Source organism: Agromyces sp. ISL-38 (genome assembly GCF_018613935.1).
In the GTDB taxonomy this organism is placed as follows: Bacteria; Actinomycetota; Actinomycetes; order Actinomycetales; family Microbacteriaceae; genus Agromyces.
This window is the reverse complement of record NZ_JAGGPF010000002.1, coordinates 76,831-95,131: the sequence shown is the minus strand read 5'-3', so window position 1 is coordinate 95,131 and position 18,301 is coordinate 76,831. Positions and strand designations below refer to the sequence as shown.

Below are 18,301 nucleotides of genomic sequence, written 5' to 3'. Positions count from 1 at the left end.
AGATGGCCATCGTCCTCGGAGACCACCAGTACGGCAAGGCGGAGAACCGTGTCGTGCGGATCTACCGTGACTCGCCCCGCCACGAGATCCACGACGTGAACGTCTCGACCGCGCTGCGCGGCGACTTCGCGGCGGCTCATCTCACCGGCGACCAGTCGAACGTGCTGCCGACCGACACGCAGAAGCAGACCGCCTACTCCTTCGCGAAGGAGAAGGGACTCGTCTCGATCGAGGAGTACGGGCTCGAGCTCGCCCGCCATTTCGTCGACGACGTGCCGCCGGTCGACGCCGCGCGCATCGAGATCGAGGAGTACGCGTGGGAGCGCGTGCTCGTCGACGGCGCCGAGCACGACCACACGTGGGTGCGAAAGGGGCAGGAGGTGCGCACGGCCTCCGTCACGGTCGAGGGCACCGGTGGCGAGCAGCGCACGTGGATCACGGGCGGACTCAAGGACCTCGTGATCCTGAAGTCGACGGGCTCGGAGTTCCACGGCTTCTACGAGGACGAGTACACGGTGCTCCAACCCACGACCGACCGGGTCATGGCCACGTCGCTCGTCGCGAAGTGGCGGTTCACGACGACGGAGGCCGACTGGAACGAGCTGTATGCGGGCGTCAAGGCGATCCTCGTGAAGCAGTTCGCCATCGTGCACTCGCTCGCCCTGCAGCAGACCCTCTTCGAGATGGGCAAGGCCGTGCTCGAGGCCTACGACATCATCGCCGAGGTGCGCCTCTCGGCCCCCAACAGGCACCACTTCCTCTACGACCTCTCGCGATTCGGCGTTGAGAACGACAACGAGGTGTTCCACGCCGACGACCGCCCCTACGGGCTCATCCAGGCGAGCGTCATCCGCGACGACGCGCCCGACGCCGGCCCCGCGTGGCACCAGTACAGCGGGCTCGTGTGACGAACGCACGAATGGATCGCGAGTGACCCGGGGAGCCGGTCGCACCGTCATCGAGGGAGCGTACGTCGCGACGGTCGACGCGCACGACGCCGAGCACGCTGTCGGCCATGTCGTCATCGACGGCGGCCGCATCACCTCCGTCGGGGCCGGCGCGGCGCCGGCGCAGGCGCTCGAGCAGGCCGACGTGCGGATCGACGGCCGGGGGCACCTGCTCACCCCCGGTCTCGTGAACACACACCACCACCTGTACCAGTGGCTCACAAGGGGCGTCGCGCAGGACTCGATCCTCTTCGACTGGCTCGTCGCCCTCTACCCGTCGTGGTCGCGAATCGACGCCGGGCTCGTCGGTGCCGGCGCGGCGGGCGCGCTCGCCGTACTCGCCCGTTCGGGCTGCACGACCGTCGGCGACCACCACTACGTCTTCCCACGCGGGTCGGGCGACCTCGTCGGCGCGATCGTCGAGGCAGCGGCACACGTCGGCGTGCGATTGCACGCGACGCGCGGCTCGATGGACCTCGGCGCAAGCCAGGGCGGGCTGCCTCCCGACTTCGCGGTCGAGACGACGGATGCCGCGCTCGCCGCGAGCCAGGCGGCCGTCGAGGCCTATCACGACGCGTCCTTCGACGCGATGGTGCGCGTGGCCGTCGCGCCCTGCTCACCGTTCTCGGTGACGGCGGACCTCCTCCGAGAGTCGGCGCTGCTCGCGCGCGACCTCGGCGTGCGGCTGCACACGCATGGCGCTGAGACCGTGGAGGAGGAGGCGTTCTGCCTCGAGCGGTTCGGCGCCACCCCCACTCGCTATCTGGAGGGGCTCGGCTGGCTCGGCGACGACGTGTGGATGGCGCACTGCGTGCACCTCGACGACGACGCGATCGACCGGTTCGCCCGCACCGGCACGGGTGTGGCGCATTGCCCGTCGTCGAACGCCCGGCTCGCGGCCGGGATCGCCCCGGTCGCCGATCTCCTGCGCGCGGGCGTGCCGGTGGGCCTCGGCGTCGACGGTGCGGCCTCGAACGAGTCGGGCCAGCTCGGCACGGAGATCCGGCAAGCGGTGCTGCTCGCACGGCTGCGCACGGGCGCCGACTCCATGAGCGTGCGGCAGGCGCTCCGGATGGCGACGATCGGGGGTGCCCGGGTCCTCGGCCGGGAGCGGGAGCTCGGATCGATCGAGCCCGGGAAGCTCGCCGACCTCGCGCTCTGGCGGATCGACGGCGTCGAGCACGCCGGGATCGCCGACCCTGTCGCGTCACTCGGACTCGCGGCCCTGCCGCCGCTCAGCCGGCTCATCGTGGGCGGCCGCACGGTCGTCGAGGACGGCCGGCTCACCCTCGCCGACGAGCAACTGGTCGCCCGGAGGGCAGCGCACGCCAGTCTCGAACTCGCCCAGCGGAACTGAGCGCCCGCGGCATGCGCCGGGAACGGGGCGGAGCGGTCAGGCGCCGCGCTTCGCCGCCGTTCGCGGAGCTGCCGCGGAACGTGGCCGCTCCTTGACCACGACGAGCCGGAAGGTGCCGGCCTCCGACCACCAGCGATGGCGCACGCCGCCGGCGTAGTAGATCGCGTCGCCCGTGTCGAGCATCATGATCTCGCCGTCGAGGTCGACCATGACCTGGCCCGCGGTGACGTAGAGGAACTCGTCTTCGGCGTGCACGTAGTAGTCGCCAGGCGCGCCGTTCCGGCCCTCGTACTCGAGGGGATGGAACGGACGGTCGCTGTGCGCGAGCATCCGGGCCGTGCCCTCGGCGAATCCCGGTCCGTCAGGCACGGCATCGCCCGCCCGGCGCACCTCGACCATCGGCGGCTCGGGTGCGCTGTCCGCCGTATCCTCGGCTGCAGCGACGAGCTCGATCGGGCTCGTGTCGAGCGCCACGGCGATGCGGCGCAGGGACGAGAGGCTGGGCTGTGCGAGACCCCGTTCGAGCTGGCTGAGGAACGGGTGCGAGAGGTCGGTGAGTTCCGCGAGCTGCACGAGCGTGTCGCCGCGGCTGCGGCGGAGACGACGGATGTGCGCGCCGAGACGCAGCGCAGCGGCATCCGTCTCGGCTGACCCACGCCCGGTCGTCGCCATGCGTCAGACGCGCCTGTCGGGGTGCATGCCCATGCGAGTGAGCACCACGTTCTCGGCGATCTGGACGACGTTGTAGAGCACGAGCGACACGGCGGTGACGACGACGACCGAAGCCCAGAGGCCCGAGAACTGCGCCTGTGCGATGTAGCCGCCGACCGAACCGCCGATGCCCTCACCTGTTGCGAGCCACTCTGCGAGCAGGGCGCCGGTGATCGCACCGGGTACTGAGATGCGCACCGCCGCGAAGAACGACGGGAGCGAGGACGGGAGGGCGACCTTGCGAAGTGCGGTCACCGGGGTGCCGCCGTACACGGTGATGACGTCGTTCATCTGGGGCGAGGCCGATTTGAGGCCGAACGCGATGCTGACGAGCGCGGGGAACAGCACGACGATGCCGCCCATCACGGCGACGGTCCAGTAGTCGCGGCCGAAGATCATGATGATGACGGGCGCCATCGCGATGAGCGGTACCGAGCGCAGCAGCATCGCGACGGGCATGAGGGCATGCTCGACGCCCCTCGAGAGCTGGAAGACGATCGCGCCGAGGAGCGCCACGGCGAGACCTGCCGCGAAGCCGATGAGCGCGTCGCCGAGCGTGACCGCAAGGTTGTCGCCGACTTCGGCACGGTTCGCCGCGGCTTCGGGCACGGTGAACAGGAAGTTCCAGACGTCGGCGGGGCCCTTGGCGATGTACGGCGAGATGTCGAGGGCCCAGAGCACCCCGACCCACAGCACGAGCACCGTCACGATCGTGACGAGGAACGTGACGGTGCTCGTGCCGAGCGCGCGGAGCACCGCGCGCATCGACTCGGCACGAACCTCCTTGCGCAGCGCGACGACGGCGTTCAGCTGCGTCGTGGTGGAGACCGCCATGTCAGTTGCTCCTTCCGCGCGACCACGGGGCGACCGCGCGGGCGACGAGGCCGACGAGCGCGAAGCCGAGCAGCGCCACGGCGCCGCAGACGAGCGCGATGCCCCACACTCGCGGCGCGTCGAGTCCCTGCTGGGCGGCGATCATCGCGGGACCCACGCCGAGCTCCACCTTGCCGAGGAACTCCCCGAGCACGGCGCCGAGGAACGCAGCGGGCACCGCGATCTGCAGTGCGGTCAGGATGTGGGGGAGCGCTGCGATGAGGCGCACCTTCACGAGCTGCGTGAGCCGAGTGCCCCCGTAGACGGTGACGACGTCGAGGCTCGCCGCGTCGGCCGCCTTCAGGCCGAGCAGCGAGCCGACCACCGTCGTGAAGAACACGCTCAGCGCGGCGAGGAAGACCGCGGTGCCCGAGGGCTCACCCGCCGAGGGAGCGCCGATGATGATGAGTGCCAGCGGGCCGATCGCGACGATCGGCACGCAATACGTGATGATTGCGAGTTGCATCACGGCGCCCTCGAGCCGAGGCACGACCAGCACCAGGGCCGCGAGGAGCAGTGCCAGGCCGTTGCCCCAGAGGTACCCCTGGGCCGCTTCGACGAGCGTGACCGAGAAGTTGCGCCAGTAGAACTCGAACCCGCTCTCGGCGAAGCCCGTGATCACCTCGGGCGGTGTCGGTATCGCACGGTTGGCACCAGCTCCGGTGTTCGAGAACACCGTGAGGGCGCTGACCCACCAGAACGCGATGAGGGCCGTACCGCCGATGAGCCCGGTCGCCCACGGCGGAAGTCGGAACGTCTTCACCGTGGCTCCTCAGTGGTCGTCGACCGCCGCGCCGCCCTGCCCGAAGAGCAGTTCGGAGGCGTGGTCGACGTAGGCGTGGAACTCGGGCGTGCGTTGCATCTCGGGCGTGCGCGGGCGAGGCAGGTCGATGTCGATGACCTCCTTCACCCGGCCGGGTCGCGGACTCATGACCGCGACGTGGTCGGAGAGGAAGATCGCCTCTGAGATGCCATGCGTGACGAGCAGAGTCGTCGCGGGCTTCTCGGTCCAGATGCGGAGCAACTCGAGGTTGAGCTTCTGGCGCGTCATGTCGTCGAGCGCGCCGAACGGCTCGTCGAACAGCAGGACCGAGGGCTTGAGGATGAGGGAACGGGCGATCGAGGTGCGCTGACGCATGCCGCCCGACAGCTGCGCCGGCTTCGCCTTCTCGAACCCCTTGAGACCGACGAGGTCGATCATCTCCCGCACGTAGTCGTGGTCGACCGGCACGCCGGCGACCTCGAACGGCAGGCGGATGTTCGCGAGCACACTTCGCCACGGCAGCAGCGCGGAGTCCTGGAACGCGATGCCGAGCTCGTTCGCCGCCCGCAACTCCTTGGGGTTCTTGCCGTCGACGCGGGTCGTGCCGCTCGACGGCTCTTCAAGCCCGGCGAGGATCCGCAGGATCGTCGACTTGCCGCAACCCGAAGGACCGAGCAGGGAGAGGAAGCTCCCCTGGTCGGTGTGCAGGTTCGCGTCCTGGAGCGCGACGACGTTGCGCCGTCCCATGGTGAACACCTTGTTCAGGCCGGTGATCTGCAGGCCGGTGCCCAAGGACTGCTCCTGGACACCGGCCACTTGCTCGTACGTCACGTTCCCGTGTTCCTCACGTGTGGTGGTGCGGTTACTTCAGGTACTTCACGAGCTCGGGGTGCTCCTTGTAGACCTCGGCCAGCAGGCTGAGGTCGAAGAGGTCGTCGGCCTTCACGTCGATGCCCGCGCCGGCGAGGCTCTTGATGGTCTCGGCCTGCAGCTCGTCGGAGATGGTGAACAGGCCGTTCTCTGCGGTCTCATCGGAGACGACGAGCTCCTCGGCGGCCTTGATGGAGCCGGCCTTCGAGTTCTCGGGGTTGAGGTCGAGGTCCTTGCCGTACTCTTCAACGGCCAGGCGCGCGCCCTCCTCTGGGTCGTTCACCGCGTCGGTCCAGCCGAGGATCTCGGCGTAGAGGAACGCCTTGAGCTTCTCGCGGTCGTTCGCGATCGCGTCGTCGGTGACGGTGAAGGTCTCGGCCACGAACGGCAGGCCGTTGTCTGCGAACGGAAGGTCGACCGTGGCGTTGCCCGCGGCCGCGACTGTGATCGACTCGTTCGTGAGGTAGGCCACGAATCCGTCGACCTCGCCATTGGTGAGCGGCGCGGGGTCGTACTGCACGGGGACGATGGTGAGCTCGGACTCGTCGATGCCGTTCGCCGCGAGCAGCGCCTTGAACAGGCTCGTGTTGGAGTCCTGCACGCCGATCTTCTTGCCCTTGAGGTCGTCGGGCGTCGCGATGTTGCCGCCGTCTTTCAGCGAGAGGATCGTGAACGGGTTCTTCTGGTAGGTCGTGGCGATGATCTTCACGGGGGCCTGCTCGTTGGCGACGGCGGCACCCGTTGAGACGGCGTCGCTCAGCGCGACGTCGACGCTGCCCGAGACGAGCTCGGCGACACCCGTCGACGGGCCGGGGACCAGGTTCACCGACGAGAATCCGGCGTCGGTGTAGTAGCCCTTGGAGTCGGAGAAGAATTCGCCCGCGAACTCCTCGTTCTTGATCCACGACAACTGCACCGTGAGCTCGCCGAGGTCGGCGCTCGCGCCGTCGCCGGTGCTGGACGATGCGCCTGACGCGCAGGCGGCGAGGGTCATGGCCGAGACCGCGGCGAGGGCGGCGACGGCGATGCTGCGGACGCGTCGGGCGCCGTTGGGGGACCGGAATGTCATGTGTGGATCTCCACTCTTCGATACAGGGGGCTGGGCATCGTCGAGCAGACCGGTGCGGAGCCGGCTCGCGCGATGCAGCGCAGGAACTGGTGCTTCCCCGTGAGGATAGGAGATGTAGATTTCACGAACATACGCAGCCGTGTTTCGCCCGCGTGAACACGACCGCGGAGCGCCGGCGGCGGCTCAGCGGAGGAAGAGTCGCGCGTTCGACTGCTCGGCCTCGGCGTACTGCACGGCGGCGGTGCCGAGGGCCCGGTTGAGGCCGGCGAGGCTCTGCTCGACCTGCACCTGGGTGGCGCGCCAGTCGGCGACGGCGGCCTGGAAGGCGGCCGACGCCTGGCCGCTCCACGACGACTGGAGGCCAGTGAGCTGGCCGAGGAGCGACGACACCTCGGACTGGATGCGGCCGATCGTGCCCTGCACCGTCTGGTTCGCGGCGGACACCTGGTCGCTGTCGACGTGGTAGCTGGTCATCTGGATTCTCCCGTTCGTTCGGTGTACCGCCGACGCTACGCGGGGCGCGGGCAGCGGGGGCCGAGCGAGTGCAGGACGGTGAGCGGCATCCGTCGACGAACGCCTGTCGAGGAGGAGTGTCAGCCCTCGACGATGCGCTGCGGCGCGGACGCCGAGCTCGCAAGCGGAAGCGAGACCCGGAACGTCGCACCGCCGCCGGGCGTCTCGACCACGTCGACGACGCCGTTGTGCGCGGCCACGATCGACGACACGATCGCGAGGCCGAGCCCCGATCCGCCGGTCTCCCGCGTGCGCGAGGTGTCGGCACGCCAGAACCGCTGGAAGATCTTCTCGCGGATCTGCAACGGGATGCCCTCGCCGTGGTCGATGACCTCGACCATGGCGCGCTCGGCGGAGTCGTCGATCGAGATGCGGATCTCGAGCGGGCTGTCGTCGGAGGTGAAGCGGATCGCGTTGGCCATCAGATTCGTGATGACCTGCCGGATCTTGTTCTCCTCGGCCAGCACGATCGCATGGCGCACCGGCACGGCAACCGACTGCGTGACGGGCGCCGGCGCCGTGGCCGTTGCGGTCTTCTTCGAGGCCGCGGATGCCGCAGCAGCGGCCTTCGTCGACGAGCCGCTGCGGCGCGGCGCGGTCGCCGTGCTGTGCGCGTCGGCGCGAGGGCGGCGTCCGCGGAGCCGCGCGAGCGTGGCGCCCGCGAACGAGATCGGTCCGGTGAGCGTGCGGCCGTCGTCGGGTTCGAGCTCGACCTCGACCTCGAGGTCGGGTGCAGGCTCGCCCGCGGCATCCGTTCCGCCCGTCTCCTCGGGGGCGATCACGGTGATCGTGCGAGCGGGATTGGCCGCCCTCGCGTCGAGAGCCGCGTCGCGCGCGAGGGGCACGAGGTCGACTTCGCCGAGCTCGAGCGGCTTCGCCTCGTCGAGTCGCGCGAGGGCGAGCAGGTCTTCGACGAGGCCGCCCATGCGGATGGCCTCCTTCTCGATGCGGTCCATTGCCTGGGCGACCTCGTCGCCGCTCTGGAGGGCGCCCATGCGGTAGAGCTCGGCGTAGCCGCGCACCGACACGAGCGGGGTGCGCAGCTCGTGGCTCGCGTCGCCGACGAATCGCCGCATCTGGTCGATCGTTCGGGCGCGGTCGCGGAACGCCCGATCGATGCGGTTGAGCATGGTGTTGAGCGAGCGGGTGAGGCGGCCGACCTCGGTGTTCGGCATCGCCCCGCCGAGGCGCTGGCTGAAGTCGCCGTCGGCAATGGCCGCGGCGGTGCGCTCGACTTCGCGGAGCGGGCCGAAGGTGCTCGTCACGAGCATGCGGGTGAGCAGGGCACCGATGAGCACGACGCCGAAGCCGAAGCCCAGGAAGATCGTGAGGTACACGGCGAGCAGCTGCTCGGTCTCCTTCGAGGAGATCGCGATGATGACCGGTGCCAGGGAGCCGTGCTCATCGGCGATCATGAGGGCCGTGACGGCACGGAAGGTCGGCGCATTCTGCACGTCGCGGAGCTGGAGCACGGTGTAGCCCGACGGGTTCAGCTGGGTGACCTTGGCTTGCGTCAGGGTGCGCGGGAATTGCGGCCACGTGCTCTCGTCGCGCTCTTCCCAGTTGTTCTGCCGATACGCGCCCGAAGGGCTGTAGACCGCGACGAACACGTCGTCGGCCGGCTTCAGGCGGAGGCTGCCGAGATCGGGCTTGCTGCCGCCGTTGTCGTCGAAGTACTCCATGAGATCGCCCGACGCGAGCGCGGTGAGCTTCGACGACATCTGCTCCTCGACGTAGGAGCGCAGCATCGCCGCAGTGCCGATGCCCGAGACGAGGAGCCCGAGGGTCAGCATGAGCACCGTCACACCCGTGATCTTGGTGCGCAGTGAGATGCGGTTCCACCGCTCGAGGATCTTCGACTGTTGCATGGCGGGCCGAGTCTAGGCGGCGAAGCCTGAGTCAGGGCTTGGAGGACTTCAGCATGTAGCCGAATCCGCGCTTGGTCTGGATCAGCGGCTCGATCGAGTGCTGGTCGAGCTTTCGGCGGAGGTAGGAGATGTAGCTCTCCACGATGCCGGCGTCGCCGTTGAAGTCGTACTCCCACACGTGGTCGAGGATCTGCGCCTTCGAGAGCACTCGGTTCGGGTTCAGCATGAGGTAGCGCAGCAGCTTGAACTCGGTGGGGGAGAGCTCGACGGGCACGTCGCCGACGAGCACCTCGTGCGTGTCTTGATCCATCGTGAGCTCACCCGTGCGGATGACGGCGTCTTCCTCGGCGTGCATCGTGCGGCGCAGGATCGCCTTGATCCGCGCGACGATCTCGTCGAGGCTGAACGGCTTCGTCACGTAGTCGTCGCCGCCCACGGTGAGGCCGGTGATCTTGTCTTCGGTGTCGTCTTTCGCCGTGAGGAAGAGGATCGGCGCCGTGTAGCCCGCCGAACGGAGTCGCTTCGTCACTCCGAACCCGTTCATGTCGGGCAGCATGACGTCGAGGATGATGAGGTCGGGCTCCTCCTCGAGCACGGCGGAGATGGTCTGTGCACCGTTGCCGACCGCGCGCACGGCGAATCCGGCGAAGCGAAGGCTGGTGGTCAGAAGGTCGCGGATGTTGGGCTCGTCGTCGACGATGAGAATGCGGGGTCCGTCGCTCATATCTCGATTCTCTGCGCATCGGCTGAAACTTTGCTGAACGTTGTTCGAGGGGCGGATCACGCCCGCCCGCATGCCGGGCGATCTCGCTGGCTCGCTCGCGCCACGCGTGACAGACTCGGCAACATGACGCATGAACGAGTGATCGTCGTGGGCGGCGGGCTGACCGCGGCGAGGGCCGTCGAGAGCCTGCGCGAGTCGGGTTTCGAGGGCGAGGTCGTCGTGTTCGGCGATGAGCCGCGGCTGCCCTACGAGCGTCCGCCGCTCTCCAAGGCCTACCTGCTGGGAACGGATGCCGCGAGCGTCGTCTACCCGCACGACGCCGCGTGGTACCGCGAGCATCGGATCGACGTGCGCAGCGGCATCCGCGTGCGCTCCATCGATCCCGCCGCGCACACCGTCTCGATCGCCGACGCCGCCGCCGGCAGCGCCACCAGCAGCAGCAACGGCGACGTCGTCGGCTACGACCGATTGCTCCTCGCAACGGGCGCCTCGCCACGCGCGTTCGCAGGGCCTGGCGCCTCCCTTCGCGGAGTCCACATTCTGCGGCGCCTGCCCCATGCGGCGCGCTTGCGCACCGCCTTCCGCGAAGGAGGCAAGCGAGTGGTCGTCGTCGGCGCCGGCTGGATCGGCATGGAGGCCGCAGCGGCGGCACGCGGCTACGGCAACGACGTCACCGTGCTCGGCCGTGGCGACGTGCCGCTCGAGTCCGCGATCGGCGCCGAGCTCGGGGGCATGTTCGCCGATCTCCACGAGGCGAACGGCGTGCGCCTCCGCATGGGTTCCGGCGTCAGCGCGCTGCAGGGCGGGCGCGGCACCGGCACGCGCGAGCAGGTCACGGGCGTCGTGCTCGACTCGGGCGAGGTGGTCGACGCCGACGTCGTGCTGTTCGGCATCGGTGCGACACCGAACGTGGAGCTCGCGGCATCCGCGGGCCTGCAGGTCGACGACGGCGTCGTGACCGACGAGGGCTTCGGCACGAGCGCCGCCGACGTGTTCGCCGCGGGCGACGTGGCGAGCACCTGGAACGCGCGGCTCGGGCACCACCTGCGCGTGGAGCACTGGGCGAACGCCGAGCACGGCGGGCGGGTCGTCGGTCGCGCACTCGCGGGCGAATCGGTGCGCTATGACGAGATCCCGTACTTCTACACCGACCAGTTCGACCTCGGCATGGAGTACTCGGGCTACGGCGAGCTCGCCGAGGGCGCACGCCTCGTGGTGCGCGGCGATCTCGCCGAACGCGAGTGCATCGCATTCTGGGTGCGCGACGGGCGCGTCATCGCGGGCATGAACGTGAACGTCTGGGACGTGAACGACGAGGTGGCGCGCATCATCCGCTCCGAGTCCGTCGTCGACGAGGCGGCGCTCGCCGACCCCGCGGTGCCGCTCGGCACGCTCGCGGGCGGCGCGACGTGACGCCCGGTGCGATGACCCGACGCATCGGGCCGCGGGAGTTCGACTTCGCCCGCGAGGTGGCCGTGATGGCCATCGTGAACCGCACGCCCGACTCGTTCTACGACCGAGGCCGCACCGATGCCCTCGACGCGGCCGTCGACGCGGCACACCGCGCGATCGCCGAGGGCGCCGACTGGATCGACGTCGGCGGCGCGAAGTTCGCGCCCGGCCCCGAGATCCCCGTCGACGAGGAGATCGATCGCGTCGTCCCCGTCGTGGCCGCGCTCGCCGACTCCGGCGCCGTGATCTCGGTCGACACGTTCCACCCCGAGGTCGCACGTGCGGCGATCGCCGCCGGAGCCCACGTGGTCAACGACACGACAGGCCTGCACGATCCGGCGATGGCCGACGTGGTCGCGGCGACCGGGGCGGCGATCGTCATCACCCACAGCCTCGCCCGGCCCCGCACCCCGTACCCCTCGCCGCAGTACGGCGACGTGGTCGCCGAAGTGGTGGCGTTCCTCACCGAGCGGGTCGCGCTCGCGGAGGCGCGGGGCGTGGCATCCGACCGCATCATCGTCGACCCGGGCCACGACCTCAACAAGCACACGCTGCATTCGCTCGAGCTCACCCGCCGGCTCGGCGAGATCGCCGCGCTCGGCTACCCCACCCTCGTCGCGCTCTCGAACAAGGACTTCGTCGGCGAGACCCTCGGTCGCGCTCGCGACCAGCGAATCGAGGGGTCGATCGCCGCCGCCGTCTATTGCGTCATGCAGGGCGCCCGCATCGTGCGCGTGCACAACGTGCGCGAGACCGTCGATGCGATGCACATGATCGAGGCGATCGAGGGGTGGCGCAAGCCCGCCTTCCTGGAGCACAACCGATGAGCGATGAGGAGATGACGATCGACCGAGCATCGCTGCTCGAGGCGTATGCCCTGCCCGAGGGGGCGGCGCGCCACGTGCGCATGAACTTCGTGGCGAGTCTCGATGGAGCCGTCAGCATCGACGGCCGAAGCGGCGGGCTCGGCAACGAGGCCGACCGGCTCGCGATGCAGGTGATGCGCACGCTCGCCGACGTCGTGCTCGTGGGCGCCGGCACCGTGCGTGTCGAGGGCTACGGCGGCGTGCGGGTCGGCGAGGCGGATGCCGCGTGGCGGCTCGAGCACGGGCGCGCCCCGCAACCCCGACTGGCCGTGGTGTCGTCGGCGCTCGACCTCGACCCCCACCATCCGTTCTTCGCCAAGGCGGTGGAACGTCCGATCGTCGTGACGCACGCAGCGGCGCCGGCTGAGCGCCGTGACGCGCTCTCGGCCGTCGCCGACGTGCTCGTCTGCGGCGGCGGTGACGGCGGTGGCGCAGGCGACAGTGCCGCGGGCGACGGTTCCGTCGACCTCGAGGCGATGCTCGACTCCCTCGCACACATGGGCATCGGGCGCGTGCTCTGCGAAGGCGGACCGCGGCTGTTCGGCGCGCTGATGAACGCCGACCTCGTCGACGAGCTGTGTCTCAGCCTGAGTCCGCTGCTCGTCGGCGGAACCGCAGGCCGCATCTCCCGTGGCGCAGCCGAGATGGAGCGGAGCATGCACCTCGTGCACGCCATTCCGGCGGGCGACCTGCTGCTGTTGCGGTACTCGCGGGCTGATCGGCGTCAGCGATCGCCCGCCGCGTAGGCGAGCACCCGGCTCGTCGTCGACACCGTGACGCGAGTTCCGATCGGGAGGAGTCCGGCCGCGGTCACGCGAGCGTCGATGCGGGTCTCATCATCGAGCACGAGGGAGAGCATCGCGTCGTGCCCGGTGTAGCTCACCGCGGTGACGGTCGCGGCAAGGCCCGCCTCCGCCACCACGCCGCCCCCGGCCGGAACTGAAGCTCGCAGCGCCTCGAGCGGACGGAGCAGGAGCTCCTCGGGGCGAACGAGCACGTCGACGGATGCCCCGTCGACGGGTGCCTCGAGCGGGGACGCCGTGGCCGCGTCATCCGACACCCAATCGGCGGGCAATCGTCCGAGAGCGCACGCCACCTCGTCGCCGTGCCACGTGCCCGGCAGGAACACGGCGTCGCCCACGAATCCGGCCACCCATGGTGTCGCCGGCCGCCGGTAGACCTGCTCGGGGGTGTCGAGCTGCAGCAGCTCGCCGCCGCGCATGACGCCGACGAGGTCGGCGATCGAGAGCGCCTCGGCCTGGTCGTGAGTGACGAGGATGCCGGTGACCCCCTCTTCGCGGAGGAGCTCTCGCACCGAAGCGCGCAGCTCCGCGCGGAGGATCGGGTCGAGCGCGCCGAACGGCTCGTCGAGGAGCACCACGTCGGGGCCCGAGGCGAGCGCACGGGCGAGTGCGACACGTTGCGTCTGCCCGCCTGACAGCTGCGTCGGCACTCGATCGCCGAGGGCGCCGAGACCCACGAGGTCGAGCAGTCGCCGCACATCATCACGATTGGCCGCGCGCCGGGCGCTCCTCGCCGAACCCCGCGCGGTCGGCAGTCCGAAGGCGATGTTCTCGGCGACGGTGAGGTGGGGGAAGAGTGCGGCGTCCTGCGGAACCCAGCCGATGCGGCGCTTCTCGGGTGCGAGGTGGATGCCGTGCGTCGTGGCCATCCGATGCCCGATGCGGATCTCCCCGGAGCGGGCGCGCACGAGTCCGGCGATCGTGCGCAGCAACGTGGTCTTGCCGCATCCGCTCGGCCCCACGATCGCGAGGAGGGAGCCGTCGGGCACGTCGAGGCTGACGGAGCGCAGCACGTCGGCGGCGTCGTAGCCGACGACCAGGTCGCGTACCTCGAGCCGGCTCATGCCGCGGCCTCGTCGAGCTCGCCGGCGCCGGCGCGGGCACGGGACAGGAGGAACGCGGGCACCGCCGCCACAAGAAGGAGGGTGACCGCGTAGGGTGCGGCGGCACCGTACGCCGAGACGTCGGTGCGCGACCACAGCTCGGTGGCGAGCGTGTCGGTTCCAGTGGGGCGCAGGAGCAGCGTGGCGGGCAGTTCCTTCATCGCGGTGACGGCCACGAGCAGCGCTGCGGCCGCGATGCCCGGTCGAGCGAGCCGGGCGGTCACGAGCCACCACGTACGGAGGCGCCCGTTGCCCAGGGTGCGCGAGACGTCTTCGAGCGACGTGGGCACTTGCGCCGTGGCGCTGCGGATGCCGCCGATGGCCTTGGGCATGAACAGCACCCCATAGGCGAAGGCGAGCACGAACGCGGTCTGGTAGAGCGCAGGCACCGCGGCGAGTGAGAAGAACACGAGCGAGAGGCCGACGACGATGCCGGGAAGTCCGAGCGCGAGGTATCCCGTCGTCTCGATGGCGCGGATGATGCGGCCGCGGTACCGGGCTGCGAGGATGCCGATCGGAAGCGCGAGCGCGATGGCGACGACCGCGCCGCCGGCCGACAGGAGCACGGTATTCCCGGCGGCGGCGATGAGCTCTGCCGGATCGAACTCCCGCAACGTCTGCGCCTCGAACAGGCGAAGAATGAGCACCGTGACGGGCACGACGACCGCGAGCCCCGGCGGCACGGCGAGCAGCACGAGCGCAGGTGCCGACCACGCTCCGAGGCGCACGCGCCGGTGACGCGCGGGTCCGGTGACGGCACCGAACTGCCGGACGGCCCTGCCGCGCGCGAACTGCTCGGCGATGACGACCGCGACGGCGAGGAGCACGAGGAGGGTCGCGAGGATCGCCGCGTAGTCACGATTGAAGCTCGCGCCGTATGCCTGCTGGATCGCCGTGGTCAGCACCTGGTACCGGAAGAGCGCGACCCCGCCGAAGTCGCTCAGCGTGTACAGGCACACGAGGAGCGCGCCGGCGAGCACCGCCGGCCGGATCTGCGGCCACGTGCCGAGCCGGAACGCGGCGAAGGGACCCCGCCCGAGGGTTCGGGCGACATCGTCGAGCCCCGTCGTGCCGGCCCGCAGCGCGGCCGCGACCGGGAGGGTGACATACGGCACCGCGACGAGGGTGAGCACGAACCAGGCGGCCCAGTACCCCTGCATCCACGGCAGCGCGGCGAGCCATCCGTAGGCCGCGAGATACGAGGGCACCGCGAGCGGCAGGGCGGCGAGCACGGTCCACACTGCCCGGCCGCGCAGTCGCGCCCGGGCGAGCAGGAATGCACTGGGCACGCCGATCGCCACGGTTGCGAGGGTCACGGATGCCGCGAGCAGCACCGTGTGGCCGATGAGCACGGGCACCCGGGGCCGCCCGAACACGGCGAAGACGTCTTCGAGCCCCGCGGTGCCGACGCGCACGAGCAGGTACACGAGGGGGATCGCTGCGAGCGCACACGCGACGACGGCCGCCGCGAGCAACGCTCGAGGCGGCCGTGCGGCGCGCGTGGGAGACATCCGTCCCAGCCTAGGGGGAAGCCCGCTACAGCAGGCCGGCGTCGGCGAGGAGCTGCTGCGTCTGCTCCAGCGACTCGAGGTCGGCGAGGTCGAGCTCGGGGTTGACGAGGCTGTCGAGCGTCGGCAGGCCCTCGGGCGCGTCGATGCCGGGGAGCAACGGGTACTCGTACAGCTCGTCGGCGAAGTACTGCTGCGCCTTCTCGGAGATGAGGTACTCGACGAACGCACGTGCGTCGGCGTCGCCCTCCGCGCCCTTCAGAATCGCTGCACCGCTCACGTTCACGATGCCGCCGGGGTCGCCGGGGAGGAACTCGAGCTGGGCGCGCATGTTCTCCTCGCCGAGTTCGGCGGCGCGCTCGAACCAGTAGTAGTGGTTGATCAGTCCGACGTCGGCCTGCCCGGCGTTCACGAGGTCGAGCGTCGCGAGATTGTTCTCGGTGAGGATCGGGTCGTTCGCGGCGATCGCCTCGACCCAATCGGCGGCGGCGTCCTCGCCCTCGAGCACGCGAAGTGCCGTGACGAAGGACTGGAAGCTCGCGTTGCCGGGGGCGAAGGCCACGCGGCCGCTCCACTCGGACGCCGTGAGCGCATCGATGGTGTCGGGCACGGTCTCACTCGTGAGGTGCTCGCCGTCGTAGGCGATGACCCGCGCGCGGCCCGTGACGCCGATCCAGCTGTCGTCGTCGGAGGTGAAGCCGGCCGGGATGAGGTCGGCGAGCTCGGCGGGGATGGGCGACGTGAGTCCGGCGTTCGCGATGGAGCCGAGCGCGCCCGCGTCCTGCGAGAGGAACACCTCGGCGGGTGTGCGTTCGCCCTCCTCGAGGAGCAGCGCGTTGAGCTCGGGGCTGGTCGCGTAGCGCACGTCGACCTCGATGCCCGTGTCCTCGGTGAACTGCTCGATGAGCGGGCCGACGAGCGACTCGTTGCGGCCGGCATAGATCGTGAGGGTGTCCTCGTCGGCGGCAGACGAATCGGGGGTCTCGGCGCCCGCGCTGCACGCCGTGAGGGTCAGGGTGACGGCGATGACAGCGCCGAGGGCGAAGGCAGGGCGGGATGAACGCATGAAGGTGCTGCTCCGTGAGTCGGGGGAGGGCGCCCTCGATCGAAGGCTTAGGTAAGCCTAAGCTAGCTGCCGTCTGCGGCCAAGGTGCGGCGTCACAGACCGTTGCACATCAGGCCGCGGCGAGCGAGTGCGAGTCGAGGATGGTGTACGAGTACCCCTGCTCGGCGAGGAACCGCTGGCGGTTCTGCGCGAAGTCCTGGTCGACGGTGTCGCGGGCGACGAGCGTGTAGAAGTTCGCGGAGAGACCCGACTCCTTGGGCCGCAGCAGCCGGCCGAGACGCTGGGCCTCCTCCTGGCGCGAGCCGAACGACCCCGAGACCTGGATCGCGACGGTCGCCTCGGGCAGGTCGACCGAGAAGTTCGCGACCTTCGAGACGACGAGCACCGTCGTGGTGCCCTCGCGGAACTCCTGGAAGAGCCGCTCGCGCTCGTCGACGGGTGTGGCGCCCGTGAGCTTCGGCGCCCGCAGCGCGTCGGCGAGCTCGTCGATCTGGTCGAGGTACTGCCCGATCACGAGAATGCGCTCGCCTGCGTGCTTGGCCACGAGCTCCTTCACGACGCCGAGCTTCGCGGGGGCGGTCGCGGCGAGCCGGTAGCGCTCGTCGTCGGCGGATGCCGCGTACACGAGCCGCTCCGACTGCGGCAGGTCGATGCGCACCTCGTAGCACGCGGCGGGGGAGATGAAGCCCTGGGCCTCGATCTCCTTCCACGGCGCGTCGAACCGCTTCGGGCCGATGAGTGAGAAGACGTCGCCCTCGCGGCCGTCTTCGCGCACGAGCGTCGCGGTGAGGCCGAGGCGGCGGCGGGCCTGCAGCTCGGCGGTGAGCTTGAACACCGGTGCGGGCAGCAGGTGCACCTCGTCGTACACGACGAGGCCCCAGTCGAGCGCGTCGAGCAGTGCGAGGTGGGCGTACTCGCCCTTCCGCTTCGCGGTGAGGATCTGGTACGTCGCGATCGTGACTGGCTTGACCTCCTTCACCTGCCCCGAGTACTCGCCGATCTCCTCGGCGGTGAGCGAGGTGCGGCGCAACAGCTCGTCGCGCCACTGGCGCGCCGAGACGGTGTTCGTCACGAGGATGAGCGTCGTGGTCTTCGCGGTCGCCATCGCGCCCGCGCCGACGAGGGTCTTGCCCGCGCCGCACGGCAGCACGACGACGCCCGAGCCGCCACCGAAGAAGTTGTCGATCGCCTGCTGCTGGTAGCCGCGCAAGTGCCATTCCGACTGGTCGAGCTCGATCGGATGCGGCGTGCCCGGCGTATACCCGGCGAGGTCTTCGGCAGGCCAGCCGAGCTTCACGAGCTCTTGCTTCAGCTGCCCGCGCGCCCACGCCGCGACGAGGAAGCTCTCGCCGTCGATCCGATCGGTGAGCAGCGGCGCGATGCGCTTCGCGCCCGCCACCTCGGTGAGCACCGCCATGTCGTCGCTGCGCAGGCGCAATGCTCCGTCATCCGTGCGGTCGACGACGAGCCGGCCATATCGGCCGACCGTCTCGCGCATGTCGACGGCGACGGTCTGCGGCACGGGGAACTTCGCATAGCGCTCGAGGGTGCCGAGCATGTCGTCGGCGTCGTGGCCGGCGGCACGGGCGTTCCAGAGGCCGAGCCTCGTGATGCGGTAGGTGTGCACGTGTTCGGGTGCGCGCTCGAGCTCTGCGAAGACCGCGAGATCGTGCCGGGCATCTTCAGCGAGCGGATGCGCAACCTCGAGGAGCACGGTGCGGTCGCTCTGCACGATGAGGGGGCCGTCTGACATAACGATCGAGTCTACGCCCGTCTGGTTGGACCGTCGGCCGGGTGGCCCCGAAGAC

General features: G+C 70.1%; 17 protein-coding genes. 5 read left to right on the top strand and 12 right to left on the bottom strand.

The window, feature by feature from the left end:
• Positions 1-2: 2 nt before the first annotated feature.
• Both pucL and J7E25_RS03390 read left to right on the top strand, forming a co-directional pair.
• Complete coding sequence (gene pucL, locus J7E25_RS03395) at positions 3-908, top strand: factor-independent urate hydroxylase (protein WP_214867997.1); 906 nt, start codon at positions 3-5, stop codon at positions 906-908.
• A 22-nt stretch (positions 909-930) separates the two neighbouring features.
• Positions 931-2,304: an 8-oxoguanine deaminase gene (locus J7E25_RS03390; protein WP_214867996.1), complete on the top strand. Its 1,374-nt coding sequence runs from the start codon at positions 931-933 to the stop codon at positions 2,302-2,304.
• 36 nt (positions 2,305-2,340) lie between these two features.
• On the opposite strand, the gene J7E25_RS03385 is transcribed toward J7E25_RS03390, so the two are convergent.
• The 8 genes from J7E25_RS03385 to J7E25_RS03350 form a co-directional block, all read right to left on the bottom strand.
• Positions 2,341-2,976 carry a helix-turn-helix domain-containing protein gene (locus J7E25_RS03385; protein WP_214867995.1) on the bottom strand — a complete coding sequence of 212 codons (636 nt, stop codon included), beginning with the start codon at positions 2,974-2,976 and terminating at the stop codon, positions 2,341-2,343.
• Between the two features lie 3 nt (positions 2,977-2,979).
• Positions 2,980-3,849: an ABC transporter permease gene (locus J7E25_RS03380; protein ID WP_214867994.1), complete on the bottom strand. Its 870-nt coding sequence runs from the start codon at positions 3,847-3,849 to the stop codon at positions 2,980-2,982.
• A gap of 1 nt (position 3,850) precedes the next feature.
• A complete protein-coding gene (locus J7E25_RS03375; RefSeq protein ID WP_214867993.1) occupies positions 3,851-4,651 on the bottom strand; it encodes an ABC transporter permease in 801 nt (266 codons plus the stop codon).
• A gap of 9 nt (positions 4,652-4,660) precedes the next feature.
• Positions 4,661-5,398: an ABC transporter ATP-binding protein gene (locus tag J7E25_RS03370; RefSeq protein WP_214868171.1), complete on the bottom strand. Its 738-nt coding sequence runs from the start codon at positions 5,396-5,398 to the stop codon at positions 4,661-4,663.
• A 115-nt stretch (positions 5,399-5,513) separates the two neighbouring features.
• Complete coding sequence (locus tag J7E25_RS03365; RefSeq protein WP_214867992.1) at positions 5,514-6,590, bottom strand: ABC transporter substrate-binding protein; 1,077 nt, start codon at positions 6,588-6,590, stop codon at positions 5,514-5,516.
• A 183-nt stretch (positions 6,591-6,773) separates the two neighbouring features.
• Positions 6,774-7,064, bottom strand: coding sequence for a WXG100 family type VII secretion target (locus J7E25_RS03360; protein WP_214867990.1), 291 nt, complete (start codon positions 7,062-7,064; stop codon positions 6,774-6,776).
• Positions 7,065-7,183: 119 nt separating this feature from the next.
• Positions 7,184-8,971: a cell wall metabolism sensor histidine kinase WalK gene (locus J7E25_RS03355; protein WP_214867988.1), complete on the bottom strand. Its 1,788-nt coding sequence runs from the start codon at positions 8,969-8,971 to the stop codon at positions 7,184-7,186.
• Positions 8,972-9,002: 31 nt separating this feature from the next.
• Positions 9,003-9,695 carry a response regulator transcription factor gene (locus J7E25_RS03350; RefSeq protein ID WP_214867986.1) on the bottom strand — a complete coding sequence of 231 codons (693 nt, stop codon included), beginning with the start codon at positions 9,693-9,695 and terminating at the stop codon, positions 9,003-9,005.
• A gap of 123 nt (positions 9,696-9,818) precedes the next feature.
• On the opposite strand from J7E25_RS03350, the gene J7E25_RS03345 reads away from it, so the two are divergent.
• Genes J7E25_RS03345 through J7E25_RS03335 form a run of 3 tightly spaced genes read left to right on the top strand, consistent with a single transcriptional unit; the run spans position 9,819 to position 12,759 of the window.
• Entirely contained in the window at positions 9,819-11,108 is a 1,290-nt protein-coding gene (locus tag J7E25_RS03345; protein WP_215009358.1) for an NAD(P)/FAD-dependent oxidoreductase, read from the top strand.
• Positions 11,109-11,119: 11 nt separating this feature from the next.
• Entirely contained in the window at positions 11,120-11,974 is an 855-nt protein-coding gene (folP, locus tag J7E25_RS03340; protein WP_214867984.1) for a dihydropteroate synthase, read from the top strand.
• On the top strand, positions 11,971-12,759 hold the full coding sequence (locus tag J7E25_RS03335) for a pyrimidine reductase family protein (protein WP_214867982.1): 789 nt from the start codon (positions 11,971-11,973) through the stop codon (positions 12,757-12,759). The genes folP and J7E25_RS03335 overlap by 4 nt, the downstream gene beginning before the upstream one ends.
• Here the strand turns inward: J7E25_RS03335 and J7E25_RS03330 are convergent.
• The 4 genes from J7E25_RS03330 to J7E25_RS03315 form a co-directional block, all read right to left on the bottom strand.
• Positions 12,738-13,880, bottom strand: coding sequence for an ABC transporter ATP-binding protein (locus J7E25_RS03330; protein ID WP_214867980.1), 1,143 nt, complete (start codon positions 13,878-13,880; stop codon positions 12,738-12,740). The two genes, J7E25_RS03335 and J7E25_RS03330, sit on opposite strands and share 22 nt — an antisense overlap.
• Complete coding sequence (locus J7E25_RS03325) at positions 13,877-15,430, bottom strand: iron ABC transporter permease (protein WP_214867978.1); 1,554 nt, start codon at positions 15,428-15,430, stop codon at positions 13,877-13,879. The genes J7E25_RS03330 and J7E25_RS03325 overlap by 4 nt, the downstream gene beginning before the upstream one ends.
• Positions 15,431-15,455: 25 nt before the next feature.
• Positions 15,456-16,493, bottom strand: a complete 1,038-nt coding sequence (locus J7E25_RS03320; RefSeq protein ID WP_214867976.1) for an iron ABC transporter substrate-binding protein — start codon at positions 16,491-16,493, stop codon at positions 15,456-15,458.
• Positions 16,494-16,602: 109 nt separating this feature from the next.
• Entirely contained in the window at positions 16,603-18,246 is a 1,644-nt protein-coding gene (locus J7E25_RS03315) for a DNA repair helicase XPB (protein ID WP_214867974.1), read from the bottom strand.
• Positions 18,247-18,301 lie beyond the last annotated feature (55 nt).

Coding starts and splice junctions, on each gene's coding strand:
- pucL (WP_214867997.1), top strand. CDS start 3: ATGGCCATCGTCCTCGGAGACCACCAGTACGGCAAGGCGGAGAACCGT.
- J7E25_RS03385 (WP_214867995.1), bottom strand. CDS start 2,976: ATGGCGACGACCGGGCGTGGGTCAGCCGAGACGGATGCCGCTGCGCTG.
- J7E25_RS03380 (WP_214867994.1), bottom strand. CDS start 3,849: ATGGCGGTCTCCACCACGACGCAGCTGAACGCCGTCGTCGCGCTGCGC.
- J7E25_RS03370 (WP_214868171.1), bottom strand. CDS start 5,398: ATGGGACGGCGCAACGTCGTCGCGCTCCAGGACGCGAACCTGCACACC.
- J7E25_RS03365 (WP_214867992.1), bottom strand. CDS start 6,590: ATGACATTCCGGTCCCCCAACGGCGCCCGACGCGTCCGCAGCATCGCC.
- J7E25_RS03360 (WP_214867990.1), bottom strand. CDS start 7,064: ATGACCAGCTACCACGTCGACAGCGACCAGGTGTCCGCCGCGAACCAG.
- J7E25_RS03355 (WP_214867988.1), bottom strand. CDS start 8,971: ATGCAACAGTCGAAGATCCTCGAGCGGTGGAACCGCATCTCACTGCGC.
- J7E25_RS03350 (WP_214867986.1), bottom strand. CDS start 9,695: ATGAGCGACGGACCCCGCATTCTCATCGTCGACGACGAGCCCAACATC.
- J7E25_RS03345 (WP_215009358.1), top strand. CDS start 9,819: ATGACGCATGAACGAGTGATCGTCGTGGGCGGCGGGCTGACCGCGGCG.
- folP (WP_214867984.1), top strand. CDS start 11,120: ATGACCCGACGCATCGGGCCGCGGGAGTTCGACTTCGCCCGCGAGGTG.
- J7E25_RS03335 (WP_214867982.1), top strand. CDS start 11,971: ATGAGCGATGAGGAGATGACGATCGACCGAGCATCGCTGCTCGAGGCG.
- J7E25_RS03330 (WP_214867980.1), bottom strand. CDS start 13,880: ATGAGCCGGCTCGAGGTACGCGACCTGGTCGTCGGCTACGACGCCGCC.
- J7E25_RS03325 (WP_214867978.1), bottom strand. CDS start 15,430: ATGTCTCCCACGCGCGCCGCACGGCCGCCTCGAGCGTTGCTCGCGGCG.
- J7E25_RS03320 (WP_214867976.1), bottom strand. CDS start 16,493: ATGCGTTCATCCCGCCCTGCCTTCGCCCTCGGCGCTGTCATCGCCGTC.
- J7E25_RS03315 (WP_214867974.1), bottom strand. CDS start 18,246: ATGTCAGACGGCCCCCTCATCGTGCAGAGCGACCGCACCGTGCTCCTC.